This window comes from Enterococcus sp. BWR-S5, from assembly GCF_016745255.1.
Lineage (GTDB): Bacteria > Bacillota > Bacilli > Lactobacillales > Enterococcaceae > Enterococcus_L.
Window position 1 is genome coordinate 294,256 of sequence record NZ_JADOEQ010000003.1, and the last position, 15,696, is coordinate 309,951.

Sequence of the window (15,696 nt, forward strand, 5' to 3'; positions counted from 1 at the left end):
CCTCTATCCTTACTATTTACACGCACTAAATATCAAAGCCGTATCTGTCAATAATCTTTTCGATATCTTTATGCGGGCTGGCAATCACATTATGGCTGTACACTTCTGCCCCCATGCTATTTACTGCAGCTACTCCTGCTTCTACAGCTGCATTTACTGCACCGACATCTCCTTTGACTAACACAGAAATGTACCCTGATGCCACATTTTCATAACCAATCAACTCGACATCCGCAGCCTTACACATCGCATCGGCTGCTTCCATTACAAATACCAGACCAAACGTTTCAATAAATCCCAGTGCATCTGTCATTCGTCTTACTCCTCCCTTTTTACTTAGCTTTTATCTATATCGTGAGCCATAACAATATGTCCAATCGGACGAATTGGCCGTGCCATGACATTGGCTGCTGTTAGCTCACCAATCCGTTCAGCTGCTTTCGCACCTGCTTCTACAGCAGATTTGACTGCTGCAACATCCCCCTTGACCATCACTGTCACAAGCGTCGATCCGATATTCTCATATGAAACAAGCTCTACATCAGCAGTTTTCAGCATCGTATCCGCTGCTTCAATTGCCGGAACCATACCCTTTGTTTCAATCAATCCTAAAGCTTCATCTCCGCGATACTCCATCTTATGTTTCCCTTCCTCTCCTACTTTATAAGCGACAGAGAGAGAACAGGTTTTTGAATCCTTCTATTTGTCTCGCTCTTCTGCTTTGCTGATTTTATACTATCATGCAGTTTCCCTAAAGAATGGCAGATTAAAGAGATGATTTTGCATTATTGTAACCGATTACTTTTTAAGAATTGTAAAAAATGGATTTTTTTGGATTTTCATGACATTTTTGTCTTTTTTGACAAATAGAAGCAGAAAATCAACACGGGATTTCCCTTTTTTTTACTATAAAAATGAAGTATAATGGCTTCATTGAGACTGCTTTAGATAATGCGAATCACTGCTTACTCTCTTACACTATCTAAGTTTAAAAGATTAAATAGCGGGTTTTTAAAAAGTACTTTAAGCAGTAAATGATACGAACTTACAAATAGCTTATACAGAAACTGATGCAACACCTTTTAGAAAAATGGGATGCAGCTCTTTTTCTGACTAAAAATTGATTGGATGTTTTTTTATGACAACTCATGATGAAATGAAAATAGAACAACAAAATATTGAGCTGGTTATTCAAGAAAAATTACGTGAAGTTTTTGCTGATGATACCTTAGTATTTGATCGTTCTATTTTTGCCGGCGGCTTAACAAACTATAACTATATTATGAACATTGCAGGTGAAGACTACGTTATTCGCCAACCCGGTAAGCTGACAAAACAAATGATTGACCGTGAAATTGAGCAAGTGAATAATGGAATCGCTTCTGAATTTGGTGTGAACTCTGAATGCATTTACTTTGATGCTGAAACAGGAATCAAAATCAGCCGCTTTATTCCTAATAGCAAAAATCTGGCGCAATCCAACCCATTTTCTCAAGAAAGCTTGGTTGCCGTCTCACAGGTAATGAAAAAGATTCACACAAGCCCCGTTCACTTCAATAATACGTTTGAATGGTTGGAAGAATTGGAAAAATATGAGCAAATTATTGAGCAGATTAACGGCAATCTTTTCTTTGATTACTATGATTTGAAAGAGAAGCTTTTAGACTTTTTTACAACATATATCGGAGAAGCTGTGCTCGTACCCTGTCATAATGATACTGTTCCGGAAAACTTTCTCGTATCAACGGATGGACAATACTATTTAATTGATTGGGAATACTCCGGATTGAACGATGCCAACTGGGACCTGGCAGCCTACATCATTGAGACTAGACTCCCTGCTGCTTCAATTGATTTGCTTCTGGAAACTTACTACCCTTCAGGTTATTCTGATCAAGACATACTGAAGATAAAAGGCTATATCATGGCACAGGATCTCTTATGGACGGTCTGGGCACTTATCAGACATTACTGTGGCGACAACTTTTTGGATTATTGTGATATGCGCTATGAACGCTTCCGAAAAAATATCCTCGCCCTTTCAAAAAATGCAGATTATCCTTTACAGCAAATGGTTCATACAGAATAAAAAACTCTCCTCTCTTTCTCTGTGAAGAGCAAAGATAAGGAGAGTTTTTTTGTCTGTCCGGTTTTACTAGCAGCTATCTCATTTAGGATGAGCGCAAAATTTGTCTCTCGAGAAGTTTTGCGTGATTAACATTACGCATACCATTTGACTAATGGAACAGGCAAGTCGAACGGCATAGATTTTCTCATCAATAAATCAAAACTTGTTAGGAAGATTTCATTTACTCGCTCAACGTTTGAATGCCCATTTTGAGGTGTATCTTTTGACAAAAAATTTTTAGGAGCGCAAACTAAGAGATGTACTTGTAATACAATTGAAGGAGGAATTTTCATTATGACAGTTAAAGTAGGTATTAACGGTTTTGGCCGAATCGGCCGTCTTGCTTTTCGACGTATTAAAGAGGTTTCAGATGATATTGAAGTGGTGGCAATCAATGATTTAACCAGCCCAACAATGCTGGCTCAATTATTGCAATTTGATTCTACACACGGCACCTATCCTGGAACAGTCACTGCAACTGAAAACTCCATTGTTGTTGACGGTGAAGAAACACGTGTGTATGCTGAACCAGATGCAAGTAAAATCCCTTGGGCGAAAGAAAATGGTGTGGATATTGTCCTCGAATGTACCGGCTTCTATACCTCTGAAGAAAAGGCAAAAGCGCATTTGGATGCTGGCGTGAAACGTGTGGTAATCTCAGCTCCGGCGGGTGCAATGAAAACAATCGTTTATAACGTAAATGACGATACATTAGATGCTGGCGATAAAATCATTTCTGCGGGCTCTTGTACAACCAACTGCTTGGCACCAATGGCCTACTTCCTGAATAACGAGTTTGGTATTGAAGTAGGAACAATGACCACTGTCCATGCTTATACATCTACACAAATGTTATTGGACGGACCTGTAAAAGGCGGTAATTTACGTGCGGCTCGTTCAGCAGCTGATAACACTATCCCTCACTCTACAGGAGCTGCCAAAGCAATTGGTTTGGTTATTCCTGAACTGAACGGCAAGCTTCAAGGACATGCACAACGTGTACCTGTTGTAGATGGTTCATTAACGGAATTAGTTTCTATTCTGAAGACAAAAGTAACCGCGGAACAAGTCAACGAAGCAATCAAAAAACATACTATTGATAATCCTTCGTTTGGTTACGACGATCGTCAAATTGTTTCCGGAGATGTTATCGGTACAACACAAGGGTCAATCTTTGATCCTACCCAAACAGAAGTAACAACTGCCGGCGACTTCCAATTAGTTAAAACAGTTGCTTGGTATGACAATGAATATGGCTTCACATGCCAAATGATTCGTTTATTAGAAAAATTTGCTAACTTATAAAACTAGTAAAAACCGGAGCAGAAAGATTAGGTCTTTCTGCTCCGGCTTTTTAACTCATGACTTTTATCGACTCCAATCACCTTAGTGATTGGAGCAAGACATCCACGCGTGCAGTGCGCGGAAGAAATAGCTATAGCAATAAAAACTCCTTTCGATATACTGGATAAAGGCTACCAACCATTATCAAATCGAAAGGAGTTTTTTGGTTTTAAAGGATTGCCTATCATGTTAAAGATGAACAGAACAAGATAGATAAGACTACTCGTCTCTCTTTTTCTTTTGGCATTCTTGACAAATACCATGAAAGGTCAGGCGATGATCCTTTACAACAAAGTGGTACCGTTGTTCGATGATTTCTTCTACTTCACCTAAAAGGTCCTCTTCCACTTCCTCAATGTTGCCGCATTCCAGACATAAAAGATGGTGATGGAAATGCTTTGCGCCTTCTTTCCTCAAGTCATAACGAGCCAAGCCATCATTAAAGCTAACCTTATCAATCACTTTTAAATCAGTTAAGATTTCCAATGTACGATATACAGTAGCTAATCCGATTTCCGGACTTTTCTGTTTAACTAAAAAATAAATCTCTTCTGCTGACATATGGTCCTTTTCGTTTTCAAGCAAAACTAAAAGAGTTGCTTCACGTTGGGGAGTCAGTTTAAATCCTGATTCATGTAATTGCTGCTTTATCTTTTTCAATGCTGTTGTTGAACTCATAAGAGAAAACTCCTTATTTATAATAATTATAATTTATATAAGATATCTATCGATTCAAATTATAATAAGTATAAATTAACTTCGGATTATTTGCAAGAGATTCTCAATTAGAAAAGAAAAACCTTAATCTTTCAACAAAATAGTGTAACCATCTTCTTGCCTAATCTTCTTTTCTTTCAACAAGTGGCCGATTGCGCGTTTAAACTGTCCCTTACTTATTCCAAAGGCTTGCTTGATTTCCTCTGGATCTGACTTATCAGTAAATGGAATTCTGCCTTCTGCTGAACGCTCCAAGAAAGTTAAAATCATTCCTGCATCCCCATCTATAGCCTCATGTGCTCTTGGTTTTAAAGAAAGATTCAGTACACCATCAGGACGAATGCCGATAACCCGCCCATTGATTTGCTCACCTAATCGAGGTTCTAGGAACCGTTCTTCCGGATGAATAAAGCCAATTCTTAAATCATCAGTTAAGACATACGTTCCTACCATTTTCAGGCGATAAACTGTTCCTGAAACGTTTCTGTTCTGCATCTCAGAGTGACCGAGATGAGCCATTGCCTTAAAGTGCTTTTCATCGGCCAACTCTCCCCAGATTCTGCCTTTATCATCAACTCTTAAGGCGACCATCAAACGATCTCCTTTTTTGGGCCAAAGCTCCTTCATGGTAGACAAGTCATCCAGCGAAACAACAATATCCTTATCTTCTAATCCAATATCAACGAAAACACCTAAATCTCTTCTTACACCTGTAACTGTTCCAAAGGCATAATGCCCAACTCTGCTTCCAGGTATCACTGTCGTCATGACAGGTTCTTGCTTTTGGTTCAAATAGCCAAAGCCTTCGACTGCTTCGCCTAGTTGATGCTCTCCCTCTTCTTTTGACAGACGGAAAGTCACTCCATTTTTTTGTAAAAAATAATAGCGATCATTTTGATCGATAATCAACGCTGTAAATACATTACCTAATAATTCATTCATTGTCATTTTCCTTTCCTGACTTAAAAAACAAGTCTTAGCAAAGCGATTGTTACAATACCTACAATCACCGTTTTCATCAAATCTTTCGTACGAATTGCAACAAGTAAAGTTGGGATACAGCTGATGGCTTCCAGCATCTGAACTTTAGGAAATGTTCCTTCTTTATATATCAAAACACTTTGCAGCAGCAAAGCTGTCAAAATACAAATTGGAATGTAGGATAAAAAATTCAATAAGGGCTTTGGAAATGCCACCTTCTTTGTCAAAGCAAAGGGGATAATCCGAGGGAGCCAAGTGACTATCGAACATCCTAAAATGGTGAGTAACACATAACTATTCAGCATCCGGAATTGTCACCCCCACTCCACAACCAAACAATGTAGCAACAAGAACTGCTACCTCCGGTGAAACAAAGCGCATCAATATATATAGCGACAGACAAACAGAAAGCAAGACAATCAATGTCTTTTTCGTTGATTTTTTGATTGCCGTATCAACTTGTAATACAAACAGCCCTGCAAACATTGCTACTAAAGCAAAATCTAAGCCCAGCATATTAGGATCAGGAATCCAATTACCGAGCATCGCACCAATCACTGTTGAACCAATCCAAGCTAAGTAAGCAGTAATATTTAAACCATGAGTCCAAACTGAACTAATTTTGTGCTCGTTAGCAATAGCAGTCATCAGTACACCGTAGGACTCATCTGTTAGCAAACTACCGATTCCGATATTCGTTACTAACGGTTCTTCTGAGAAATGACTGGCGACCGACATACTCATTAAGAAGTGTCTCAAGTTCACTAAAAATGTTGTCAAAATAATTGCTGAAACAGGTGCTTGAATAGCCAACATACCACAAATAATAAATTGTGCACTTCCCGCATAGACCAGAATTGACATCAACGCTACTTGAAAAACAGACAACCCGACACTTTTTCCTACTACACCAGCTGCAATGCCAATTCCGGCATACCCGAGTACCGTTGGCAGACAAGCATAAACCCCTTCCCGAAATGTTTCATACCCTTTTTCCTCCATAAGAGCAATCCCCCCATTCATTTTTTCAATTTATTTCTATTAGATAAATCCTGCTTCTAACTTAATCAATTTTTATTAAATAAAAATATCCCCCATCGGAAAAACTATAGGACTTATATAGAACGAGAGTCCGGGATCATCAATTGTTCCCAAACTCTCGACTTAAATGAACACCATTTATCAACGTCCGGCATTTCTTGAAGCATTTCCTTTAAACCAACCAGTTTGTGCGTTAATTGTTACAAGGTATGTGCCGTCTGTCTTATATAAATTATAGTAGCCTTGACCGTTGACGATTCTGGCAGGCTCTAAATAGTAGCCCCCATCAACAATATAGCCGCGCTCCATACATGTTGCGATGACTTTTTCCTTGATTCCCGCAGACCAAACCCATGCTGCATTAGAGCTATCGGCAACCTGTTCAGGAATGGCAGTATAAACCGGTGCTGTATATACTCCGTTGCTATCCGGACCTGAAAAGGCACTAGGGTCTGCTGCTGTGTTCACTTCAGCGGCCGGCGCATTCGCCCCTTCATTCGCTGTGTTTACAGATGCTTGGTTTGAAGTCGTCTGATTAGTACCGGAAGCTTCTTCTGTCGGCTGCTCTGCTTCTGGGGTAGAGCTTTCGGAAGTTTCTCCTGCAAGTGCTGTTTTAGCACTGCTTAAGGTTTCAGTCAGAGATTTTTTCAGGTCTTCATTTTTCACTTTATTGACTTCAGCTACAGCCGCTTCGTAAGTCTCCTGAGTTAAAAGCGTTCTTGCCTGACCATCTTTATAAATGACATCAACAGCATTTCTAGCTTTCTCAAGTTGGTCATATTGGGCTTTTGCTTGATCAATTGCTTGATTAATCAGCTTAGAAAAACCATCCGTTCCTGTTTCCTTCTCCAGAGTAACCTCCTTATCAGAAGCAATTGCTGCTTCCTTATAGCTGCTTCCGGATATCACAGGTGAAACATATAACTCATTTACTTTAGTAATCGCTGCTTGTTTATCTTTAATCGTATTCAGCGTTTCTTCCAGTTTTTCGTAGCCTTCTTGATCCTTCAGCTTTTCTAGATTGTCTTCAATCGTCTGAGTGCTGGCAGCAACCATTTCCGGCTTAATGTATACATGGTCCTCATCTGAAAAATAATTATTTAATGCCGTCTGAGTTTCATCAATTAATGACTCTTCTGACTCATCCACTTTAGCTTCCTGCTTCTGTGTCGTATCCTGATTTTGCATATAATACCAACCGCCGGCGCCTAGTGCAAGAACTGCTGCTGTTGCCAAAAATATAGGAATTTTCTTATTTTTCTTTTTGTCAGTCTTCTCACTTTCTGAGGAGATATTTTTTGGTCGTTCAGCCTCATCAAATGTAGCAAATTGAGATTTCTTTTTTGGTCCTAATTCTGAAGGTAAAATATCCTTTTCTTCAAAGAAGATTGGTGCAGCGTCCATCTCAATCTCTTCCGGCTTTTTACTCTTGGAAGGAATTGTTCCTGCTATTGGTTTATCCTTTACAGATTCAGAGTCTTCATCGTATTCCTCTGTTTCCTCTTTACCATCTGCTTGTTCTTCAGTTTGTTCTTTTTCAGCAGCATTGCTCTCATCTGCTGTTTCTGAAACCTCTTCACTTGTATCCGCCTCTGCCTCATCAGCAGTCAATATCTCTGAGCGTTTCTGTTCTTCCTTGTGCGCTTCAATGTAGTCTTGTAGACTAGCTGTATTCTCTGTTTCTGTTTCTGTTTCTGTTTCTGTAACATTCTCTTCCGTTGTTTCTTCTGAGATGTCAATTACTTCTTCTTGATTCTCTGTCACTTCTTCTATCTCTTCAGCGGGTACCTCTGCTTGAGTATCTGTTGAAGGTTCACCGACTTCGGGCTCTGTAGAGGAACTATCTGTCTCTTCAGAGCTGTTTTGAATCTGTTCCTCAAAGCTGTCATCTTTTACTGCGTCCTGTTCCTGCTGCTCATTGAACAAGTTCATAACATGACCAATACTTAAGTCCTTCAAATCATCCCATTCGATGTTTTCGTTTTTATCGTCAGCTTCAAAGTGAGAGGAAGTGTTTTCAGTATGATGTGTTGAATCCTCCTGTTCAGCTTCTTTCTTACTATTTACTTTATCTGAAAATTCAAAACCGCATTCAGGACATTTCATTTCATTTTCATCAATCTCATTTCCGCAATTCGGACAATGCTTCGTCATTTTTTCGCCTCACATTCTACTTTGCCAAGTAAATCTAATCTATCACAAAAATACTATTGTTCCAATATGTACTCGTTAACTTTTATGTTACGTTTTCGTAAAATCCCTTATATTCTGAATCAAACAATGGGTAAAGTATTTCTGAATCCAATCAGACTGTCATTAAAAGATAATTTCCATTTTCAACTTTAAAACAAGCAAAAAAGGGTAGGAGCATAATCAAACTGAAAATTCTCCTACCCTCTAAACTCGAATAAACAGTGGGATAAAAGGCTTAGGTATATCAATTTGCTTAAGCCAGTCAAGAATCTCAACCAACTTTCAGCAATCTGCTTTACCAGTCATTACCTAACACTTTTATCCTATCCTTGCCAAACTGAGAATGGCTACTTACTTTCAAAAACCTTTAAGCTGATATTTTTCAAAATCAATTATTCTAAAAAGTCTTTCAATTGTTTAGAGCGTGATGGATGTCTCAGTTTACGTAATGCTTTCGCTTCAATCTGACGAATACGTTCACGGGTAACACCAAAAACTTTTCCTACTTCTTCCAGTGTACGCGTTCTTCCGTCATCCAGTCCGAAACGAAGTCGTAAGACATTCTCCTCACGGTCAGTCAATGTATCAAGAACATCTTCTAATTGCTCTTTCAGCAGCTCATAAGCTGCATGCTCAGCAGGACTGGTTGCATCTTGGTCTTCAATGAAATCACCTAAATGCGAGTCATCCTCTTCACCAATTGGTGTTTCAAGAGATACAGGTTCCTGTGCAATCTTTAAGATTTCACGAACTTTTTCAGTTGGTAAATCCATTTCAGCACCGATTTCTTCCGGTGTCGGTTCTCTTCCTAAATCCTGCAGCAATTGACGTTGGATACGAATCAATTTATTGATTGTTTCCACCATATGCACGGGAATACGAATAGTACGGGCTTGGTCAGCTATCGCTCTGGTAATTGCCTGACGAATCCACCAAGTAGCATAAGTAGAGAATTTGAATCCTTTACGGTAGTCAAATTTTTCTACGGCTTTCATTAAGCCCATGTTTCCTTCTTGAATCAGGTCAAGAAACTGCATGCCGCGTCCGACATATCGTTTAGCGATAGAAACAACTAAACGAAGGTTGGCTTCTGCCAATCGTTGTTTGGCTTCCTGATCGCCCTCTTCTATTTTCAAAGCAAGGTCGACTTCCTCTTCAGCTGTCAACAGCTGAACACGGCCGATTTCTTTCAAATACATACGTACCGGATCATTAATCTTAACACCTGTTGGGACAGATAAATCTTCCATTTGTGCTTTGGTCGCTACTTTTTCATCTTTTTTCAGGCTGAATTCGCTTGGATCACCATTCTCATCAACAACACTGATACCTGAATCTTCGATTTTTTGGATCAATTTCTCCATTTCATCGGCATTTAGTGTATAAGGTGTTGCCAGTTTATTGGTCAAATCATCATACAAAACTGAACCTTTTGGTTTGTTTTCTTTGACAAAAGCCGCAACTGCCGCTTGATATCTCTTCTCTGTTTCTTTTTCCATGAAAGAAGGCCCCCTTCATATTTGCATACCTATCCATTATATAACAACTACGCATAGTTTGTTAATCATTTTATTGTAGATTATCTTGTTTTTTGTCTTTTTTTTGCTAAAGTAATCAATTCCAGTGCCAATTCATCCACTCGGACTCGATTGCCTAAGCGTTCTGCTTCTCGTTTTTCTATATTCTTTTGCTGAATCTGTTCTTCTATATCTGAGTGATCGATGACATTTAATAAATCCACCAATTCACGTTCCGAGCTTTCCTCAGACATCTCTTGATAAGAAATATCTACAGTTAGTTTTTTTAGTTCATTATCCTGAAGAAATTCAAGAAACTGAGCTAGCACAAACTCCGGATAAATGGATAAAAAGCTGTCAATCATCAGGTACAACTCTTGATACCTTGTGTGAGCAAAAGAAAACGCTCGTTGTTGCACCATAGCACGAACACTTCCTTCGTTCATCAAACGATAAAGAAGCATACGTTCCGCCTTTTCCACCTTAGAAAAATGCTCCTTGTTTTGATAAGAAACAACAGGTGCTTCTTCTTCAAATGGCGGAGGAAAATCTGGCTGTTGTTGTTGCTGTGGTTGCTGATTCTGATAGTGCCGATTTTCTCTCGTTACCTGTCGTTGCTCGGCCTCTATCATTCGCAGTTGTTCTTCAAGACTTTGGCTGGATAGATGAAACTCTTCCGCCAAAAGCGTTAGATAACGATCCTTTTCCAAAGGTGAATCTACCCGCGATAACTCTTGAAGCATCGTGTTTACATAGTCAAGCTGTTCCTTCTCGTTATTCATATTTCGAGAAAGCTTATGGTAGCGCATTTTAAACGCAAAAACAGTCTCTCTGCCATGTAACGCCAGTTCTCTAAACGATTCACTGCCATATTTTCGTAAATAATCATCCGGATCAAGCTTTTCCGGAATATTTACAATGCTAAGTCTGAATCTGCTGTGCTCGCTCAATAGAGAAATTGCTCGATTCGTCGCTTCTATCCCGGCATTATCACCGTCATAACAAATAACAAGCTCTCCGGCAGCCCGTTCCAGCTGCCGGATTTGCTCATTGGTAAGACTGGTCCCCATTGAGGCAACACCACTCTTGATTCCAGCCTCCCAAGCCGCAATTACATCCATAAATCCTTCAAAAAGAAATACGGTATCTTCTTTTCGAATTTCCTTCCGAGCGCGATTAAAGTTGAACAACGTATCACGCTTATTGAAAAGCTGTGTTTCAGGGCTATTCAAATACTTCGGCATATCATCGCCGGAAAAATCTTCCGTTTTTAGCAATCTTCCGGAAAAGGCAATGATTTTCCCTTTAGCATCCCAAATAGGAAACATAATTCGTTGATAGAAACGATCCAGAAATTCTCCACTATCTCTTTGAATAAACAACCCTGATTCTTGAAAAAGCTTGGCGTCTACTTTCTCATTTAAAAAGACCTGACTTAAGAAATCACGTTTTTGCGGAGCAAACCCAATCTGAAACTCTTCTATCAGTTCCTTCGTCAGTCCTCTTTCAAGAAGATAATTCAACGCCGGTTCTCCAATTTGCGTATTCAGCAGTACGTGGTGATACAACTCAGCAGCTTTCTTGTGCAGCTCCAATAATTTGTGTTGTTCTGTACTTGGTGCATTTCTCTCAATGTGGTCGGATAAATTAATCTGTAAAGGAATCTGTTCCATCTCAGCAATCTTTTGAACAGCCTCTGGAAAGCTGATGCCATCGATTTCCTGAACAAAGTTGAATACACTTCCGCCTTTTCCGCAACCAAAGCAATGAAAAATCTGCTTATCCTCGGCTACAGAAAAAGAAGGAGAACGTTCTTCATGAAACGGACAGAGCCCCATGTAATTTTTACCGGATTTCTTCAGTTGAACATATTGACCAACAATTTCGACGATATTCGTACGTTCTCTTACCTCATCGATTACCTCTTGAGGTATTCTTTGTGCCATTGGTCTCACCTCCAACGAGCAAAATTATCTGCTTTTTCTATAGTAGGTAAAAAGAGTGTGGGAACATACTACTCCCCACACCCGAACTTCCCTTTTAAGTTCGAACAAACGGCGGGACAGAAGCAGTATAGCCTGAAATCAGCTGATACACCATAAAAACCTCACATAGGATATCCCTTCTTCTTTCATAAGCTGAACACTTCTGTCCCGACCTTTTAAATGACATAATTACACATCGTTAATTGTACCACAAAACCACAGGAAATCAAACTCTTAGGCTTTGATAGAACATGTCCGATAATTCTTTTCTAAAGAGCTTACTCATTACGGTTAAGCTGTGCACTTTTACGTATTATTCTATTTATTTTGTTAAAAACCCGACATTTTTGAAATGTACTATTGCAGCACACGAACAAAAATGTCGGGTCTCTCACTTGCAGTCTATCTTTTATAAATCACTAACAGCCAAATTGTTTTTCTTCATTTTATACATACCAATTAACACACGAACAATGATGTTAATAACCATCATTACTGCAAAAATAGGCAATGTTGTTGAAGTCAGGAATCCAACCTCAAGTATGTGGTGGAACAGCATAGCAGCTACATAAATCCCGCCAATTGTAGTAACAATCAGGAAAATGCGTAATGGATTCAACGGCAGACATGCTCGAACAACAGCCATACAACTAATACCAATTAGTAGATAGTACATCAATGTTGTTGTATCTAGCTGGTTAAGCCCTTGGTTCTCACCAATCAGGTAGATTGTAACAATATTAATTACAACTAGCACTGCATTAACAGATGCATTGCGCAAAGCTGTAGGTAAAAATTTGCCATGGACTTTACGTTTATCTGATTCGAAGGATAGGAAGAACGCCGGATAGCCTTCGATAGCCAAATCAATCAATGTAATTTGAATTGGAATAAACGGGAAGGCGATAGCAGTCAATGCGCAAATCACCGATAAAATCAACGAATAAATCGTTTTGATGAAGAAGACACTAGCCACTCGTGTCACATTGTTTACCACTCGACGTCCTTCGAATAATACATCAGGAAGTGTTGTGAAGTCTGAATCAAGCAATACCAGATTAGATATCTGACGCGTTGCCCCATCGCCCTCAGCCATTGCAATACTGCAGTCTGCTTCTCTTAATGCAAGCACATCATTCACGCCATCACCAGTCATAGCGACAACACGCTGATTGTCCTTTAATTCTCTTACTAAGGTCCGTTTTTGCTGAGGAGATACACGTCCGAAGACCGTATATTCATGAACTGCCTGACGTACCTCTTCTTCTGTTTTCTTTGTTGATAAATCAATATAAGATTCGTAACCTACTAAACCGGCACGGCGAGCAATATTGGATACAGTCACCGGATTATCTCCTGAAATCACTTTAATATCGATTCCTTCTTCGCGCAGATAAGCCAATGTTTCGTTGGCATTCTGACGAATTGGGTCATCAATTTCTAATAGCACGAGAGGCTCCAAATACGGAAGAGTTCCCTCATTGTCCAAAATTCCGTGCTCAGCAATCCCCATCATCAACACACGGTAGCCTTCTTCCTGAGCGGAAAAAACTTCCTTAGGTAAACGATCCTCACTAAACAGCTTTTCAGGCGCGCCCAGTACAACCGTTCCAATTTCATTAAATTGGATAGCTCCCCATTTCTTTTCAGAAGAAAACGGAATAGTTTTAACCGCACCGTAGCGGTTAGACAGTTCAAAATGGTCACGGATAGCCTGCATGGTAATATTGTTATCCGTACTTTCTGACAAATAACTTCCAATAATTAAGGACAGACTTTCATTGAACTTAGGATTCAAGGCATGAACGTGCTGCACTTTCATTTTTCCTTCAGTAATTGTTCCGGTTTTATCCAAACATAATGTGTCAACATGCGCTAAGGTCTCCATTGCATACATATCCTGAACAAGAATACGTTTCTTTGCAAGCTTGATGACACCTGTTGTCAGAGCAATACTGATTAGCAGAACCAAACCTTTAGGAAGCATACCTAAAAGTGCTGCTGCAGAAGCTACCACAGATTCTTTCATGCCGGATTCCCGGATGAAATAACCTTCAATAAATAAAATTACTCCTAAAGGAATAATGACGTAGCTGGTAAACTTTGATACTTTACGAATCGAGCGAATCAATTCAGAACGAATTGGTTTGTGGACCTTCGCTTCTGAAGTAATCTTAACAGCATAATTATCTGCACCAACATGAATAACTTGTGCATAAACCTGACCACTGGATAAGAAACTACCGGATAATAGAACATCTCCTTCTGTTTTCTCAATCAAATCAGACTCACCGGTCAGCAAAGCTTCGTTAGCTTCTGCTTTTCCATCAATAACCTTCATATCTGACGGCACTTGTTCCCCAGCGGAAATCAAAACGATATCATCCATTACCAGTTCATCTGTACCAATGGATACTTCTTGACCGTCACGAATGACTGTTACATCCTCTTTCGCTACAATAGAGAGCTTCTGTACCAAATTCCGAGCATGGATTTCCTGATAAATTCCCATTCCCATATTGACTAAAATAATAGCTAAAAAGGCTAAGTTTGAATATGCGCCTACTGCGAACAGAAATACCGCAATTGCGAAATTCAAAAAGTTGAATAACGTCATGACGTTATCATAAATAATATCCTTTGTTGACTTAGCAACGTTTTCCTCATAATCGTTCTGAAGGCCTTGCTGTTTTCTACTCTCCACTTCTTGAGCAGTCAGTCCTTGTTTCTTTTCAAATTTATTTGATGACACACAATCCCTACTTTCTCTTACTCATCTTAAAATTGCACCTTCTCTAGTTTACTTGTTCAAAGAAAGAACTTCAATAAATTTATGAAAATAACTTGCAAAACCTTCCATAATTAAGATTTCTTTATGAATCCTCTTTTACAATAGAGCTTTCCTCTCCATGTATTTCAACACAGATGTGCTATAATTATTCGTTAGTTCCTTAATGATTAATTATAAAGGCAGGGATAAAAAATGAGTAATGTCGATAAATTTGAAATGATGGCAGCGCGCTACGATTCTGATGAACGTTCAGCTGTAGCAACAGTTATTGCTGATGAGCTAAAAAAGCGGCTAAGTCTATATGGTTATAAAACAGCGTTGGATTTTGGTTGCGGTACAGGACTGGTAGGCCTGCAGTTGAAGAATCTTTTTGAAGAAATGATTTTCACTGACCCGTCACCAGCCATGATTGAACAAGTAAAGCTAAAATTGGCTGAACAGAAAATAACTACAATTTCAGCATTGCCTGTTGACTTGCTTTCAGAAGCGCACTCAGATATTAAGGTGGATTGTGTGTATATGTCACAGGTGCTACTCCATATTCCTGATACAAAATCAGTGTTCGAAAAACTGAAACCATTAATTAATGCCGGTGGACGCTTGATGATTGTTGACTTTGATTTGACACCGTCCATCACTTCAACAGAAATCCATCCAGGCTTTTCTCATAATCAATTAATTACTTTAGCCAATGAAGCCGGATATAAAGATGTGACTGTTCAGACCTTCTACCATGGAAAAAATCTTTTAATGAATCAAGATTCAGCCATGTTTCTAATGGAAGCAACTGTTTAAAACAGTAATTATCCACCCGCATAGCGGGTGGCTTTTTAATAGCCCTAGAAGGGCTCATTACTTGCTGCTCCCTTCAAGGGAGCTTTTTAAGAGACCGCCAACCGCTATCTCTCTATTTTTTTCTAGTATTTATTTGCTAAATGGATCTTTATACTCTCTTTTACTTATACTATCTCTTACACGATCTTCTGCTTCTTGTTCTCG

At 39.2% G+C, this 15,696-nt stretch carries 13 protein-coding genes and 1 pseudogene; 3 read left to right on the top strand and 11 right to left on the bottom strand.

Features of this window, described 5'->3' with window-relative positions; genetic code table 11:
- Window positions 1-25 precede the first annotated feature (25 nt).
- The gene (locus IW510_RS06215) at window positions 26-313 is read right to left on the bottom strand and encodes a BMC domain-containing protein (RefSeq protein WP_202057883.1); all 288 of its coding nucleotides are present in this window, start codon (window positions 311-313) and stop codon (window positions 26-28) included.
- Between the two features lie 23 nt (window positions 314-336).
- Window positions 337-636, bottom strand: a complete 300-nt coding sequence (locus IW510_RS06220; RefSeq protein ID WP_202057884.1) for a BMC domain-containing protein — start codon at window positions 634-636, stop codon at window positions 337-339.
- A gap of 502 nt (window positions 637-1,138) precedes the next feature.
- Here IW510_RS06220 and IW510_RS06225 point away from each other — a divergent pair.
- Both IW510_RS06225 and gap read left to right on the top strand, forming a co-directional pair.
- A complete protein-coding gene (locus IW510_RS06225) occupies window positions 1,139-2,089 on the top strand; it encodes a choline kinase family protein (protein ID WP_202057887.1) in 951 nt (316 codons plus the stop codon).
- 333 nt (window positions 2,090-2,422) lie between these two features.
- Window positions 2,423-3,433, top strand: coding sequence for a type I glyceraldehyde-3-phosphate dehydrogenase (gap, locus tag IW510_RS06230; protein WP_202057889.1), 1,011 nt, complete (start codon window positions 2,423-2,425; stop codon window positions 3,431-3,433).
- Between the two features lie 258 nt (window positions 3,434-3,691).
- On the opposite strand, the gene fur is transcribed toward gap, so the two are convergent.
- The 8 genes from fur to IW510_RS06270 form a co-directional block, all read right to left on the bottom strand.
- A complete protein-coding gene (gene fur / locus IW510_RS06235; RefSeq protein WP_202057891.1) occupies window positions 3,692-4,150 on the bottom strand; it encodes a ferric iron uptake transcriptional regulator in 459 nt (152 codons plus the stop codon).
- Window positions 4,151-4,273: 123 nt separating this feature from the next.
- Window positions 4,274-5,131, bottom strand: a complete 858-nt coding sequence (locus IW510_RS06240) for a CvfB family protein (protein WP_202057892.1) — start codon at window positions 5,129-5,131, stop codon at window positions 4,274-4,276.
- Between the two features lie 20 nt (window positions 5,132-5,151).
- The gene (locus IW510_RS06245) at window positions 5,152-5,475 is read right to left on the bottom strand and encodes an AzlD domain-containing protein (RefSeq protein ID WP_202057893.1); all 324 of its coding nucleotides are present in this window, start codon (window positions 5,473-5,475) and stop codon (window positions 5,152-5,154) included.
- Window positions 5,465-6,172, bottom strand: coding sequence for an AzlC family ABC transporter permease (locus IW510_RS06250; RefSeq protein WP_202057894.1), 708 nt, complete (start codon window positions 6,170-6,172; stop codon window positions 5,465-5,467). Before IW510_RS06250 ends, IW510_RS06245 begins: the two co-directional genes overlap by 11 nt.
- 180 nt (window positions 6,173-6,352) lie before the next feature.
- Window positions 6,353-8,365 carry a cell division site-positioning protein MapZ family protein gene (locus tag IW510_RS06255; RefSeq protein WP_202057895.1) on the bottom strand — a complete coding sequence of 671 codons (2,013 nt, stop codon included), beginning with the start codon at window positions 8,363-8,365 and terminating at the stop codon, window positions 6,353-6,355.
- A gap of 431 nt (window positions 8,366-8,796) precedes the next feature.
- Window positions 8,797-9,903 (bottom strand): RNA polymerase sigma factor RpoD, encoded by a 1,107-nt coding sequence (gene rpoD / locus IW510_RS06260; protein WP_202057905.1) that lies wholly within the window; start codon window positions 9,901-9,903, stop codon window positions 8,797-8,799.
- Window positions 9,904-9,983: 80 nt separating this feature from the next.
- Window positions 9,984-11,867, bottom strand: a complete 1,884-nt coding sequence (gene dnaG / locus IW510_RS06265) for a DNA primase (protein WP_202057907.1) — start codon at window positions 11,865-11,867, stop codon at window positions 9,984-9,986.
- A 448-nt stretch (window positions 11,868-12,315) separates the two neighbouring features.
- A complete protein-coding gene (locus IW510_RS06270; RefSeq protein WP_202057909.1) occupies window positions 12,316-14,658 on the bottom strand; it encodes a cation-translocating P-type ATPase in 2,343 nt (780 codons plus the stop codon).
- 231 nt (window positions 14,659-14,889) lie between these two features.
- Here IW510_RS06270 and IW510_RS06275 point away from each other — a divergent pair, with 231 nt between their 5' ends.
- Window positions 14,890-15,492, top strand: a complete 603-nt coding sequence (locus tag IW510_RS06275; RefSeq protein WP_202057910.1) for a class I SAM-dependent DNA methyltransferase — start codon at window positions 14,890-14,892, stop codon at window positions 15,490-15,492.
- Between the two features lie 129 nt (window positions 15,493-15,621).
- On the opposite strand, the pseudogene IW510_RS21640 reads toward IW510_RS06275, so the two are convergent.
- Window positions 15,622-15,696: pseudogene (locus IW510_RS21640) on the bottom strand (IS200/IS605 family transposase); the annotation flags it as partial.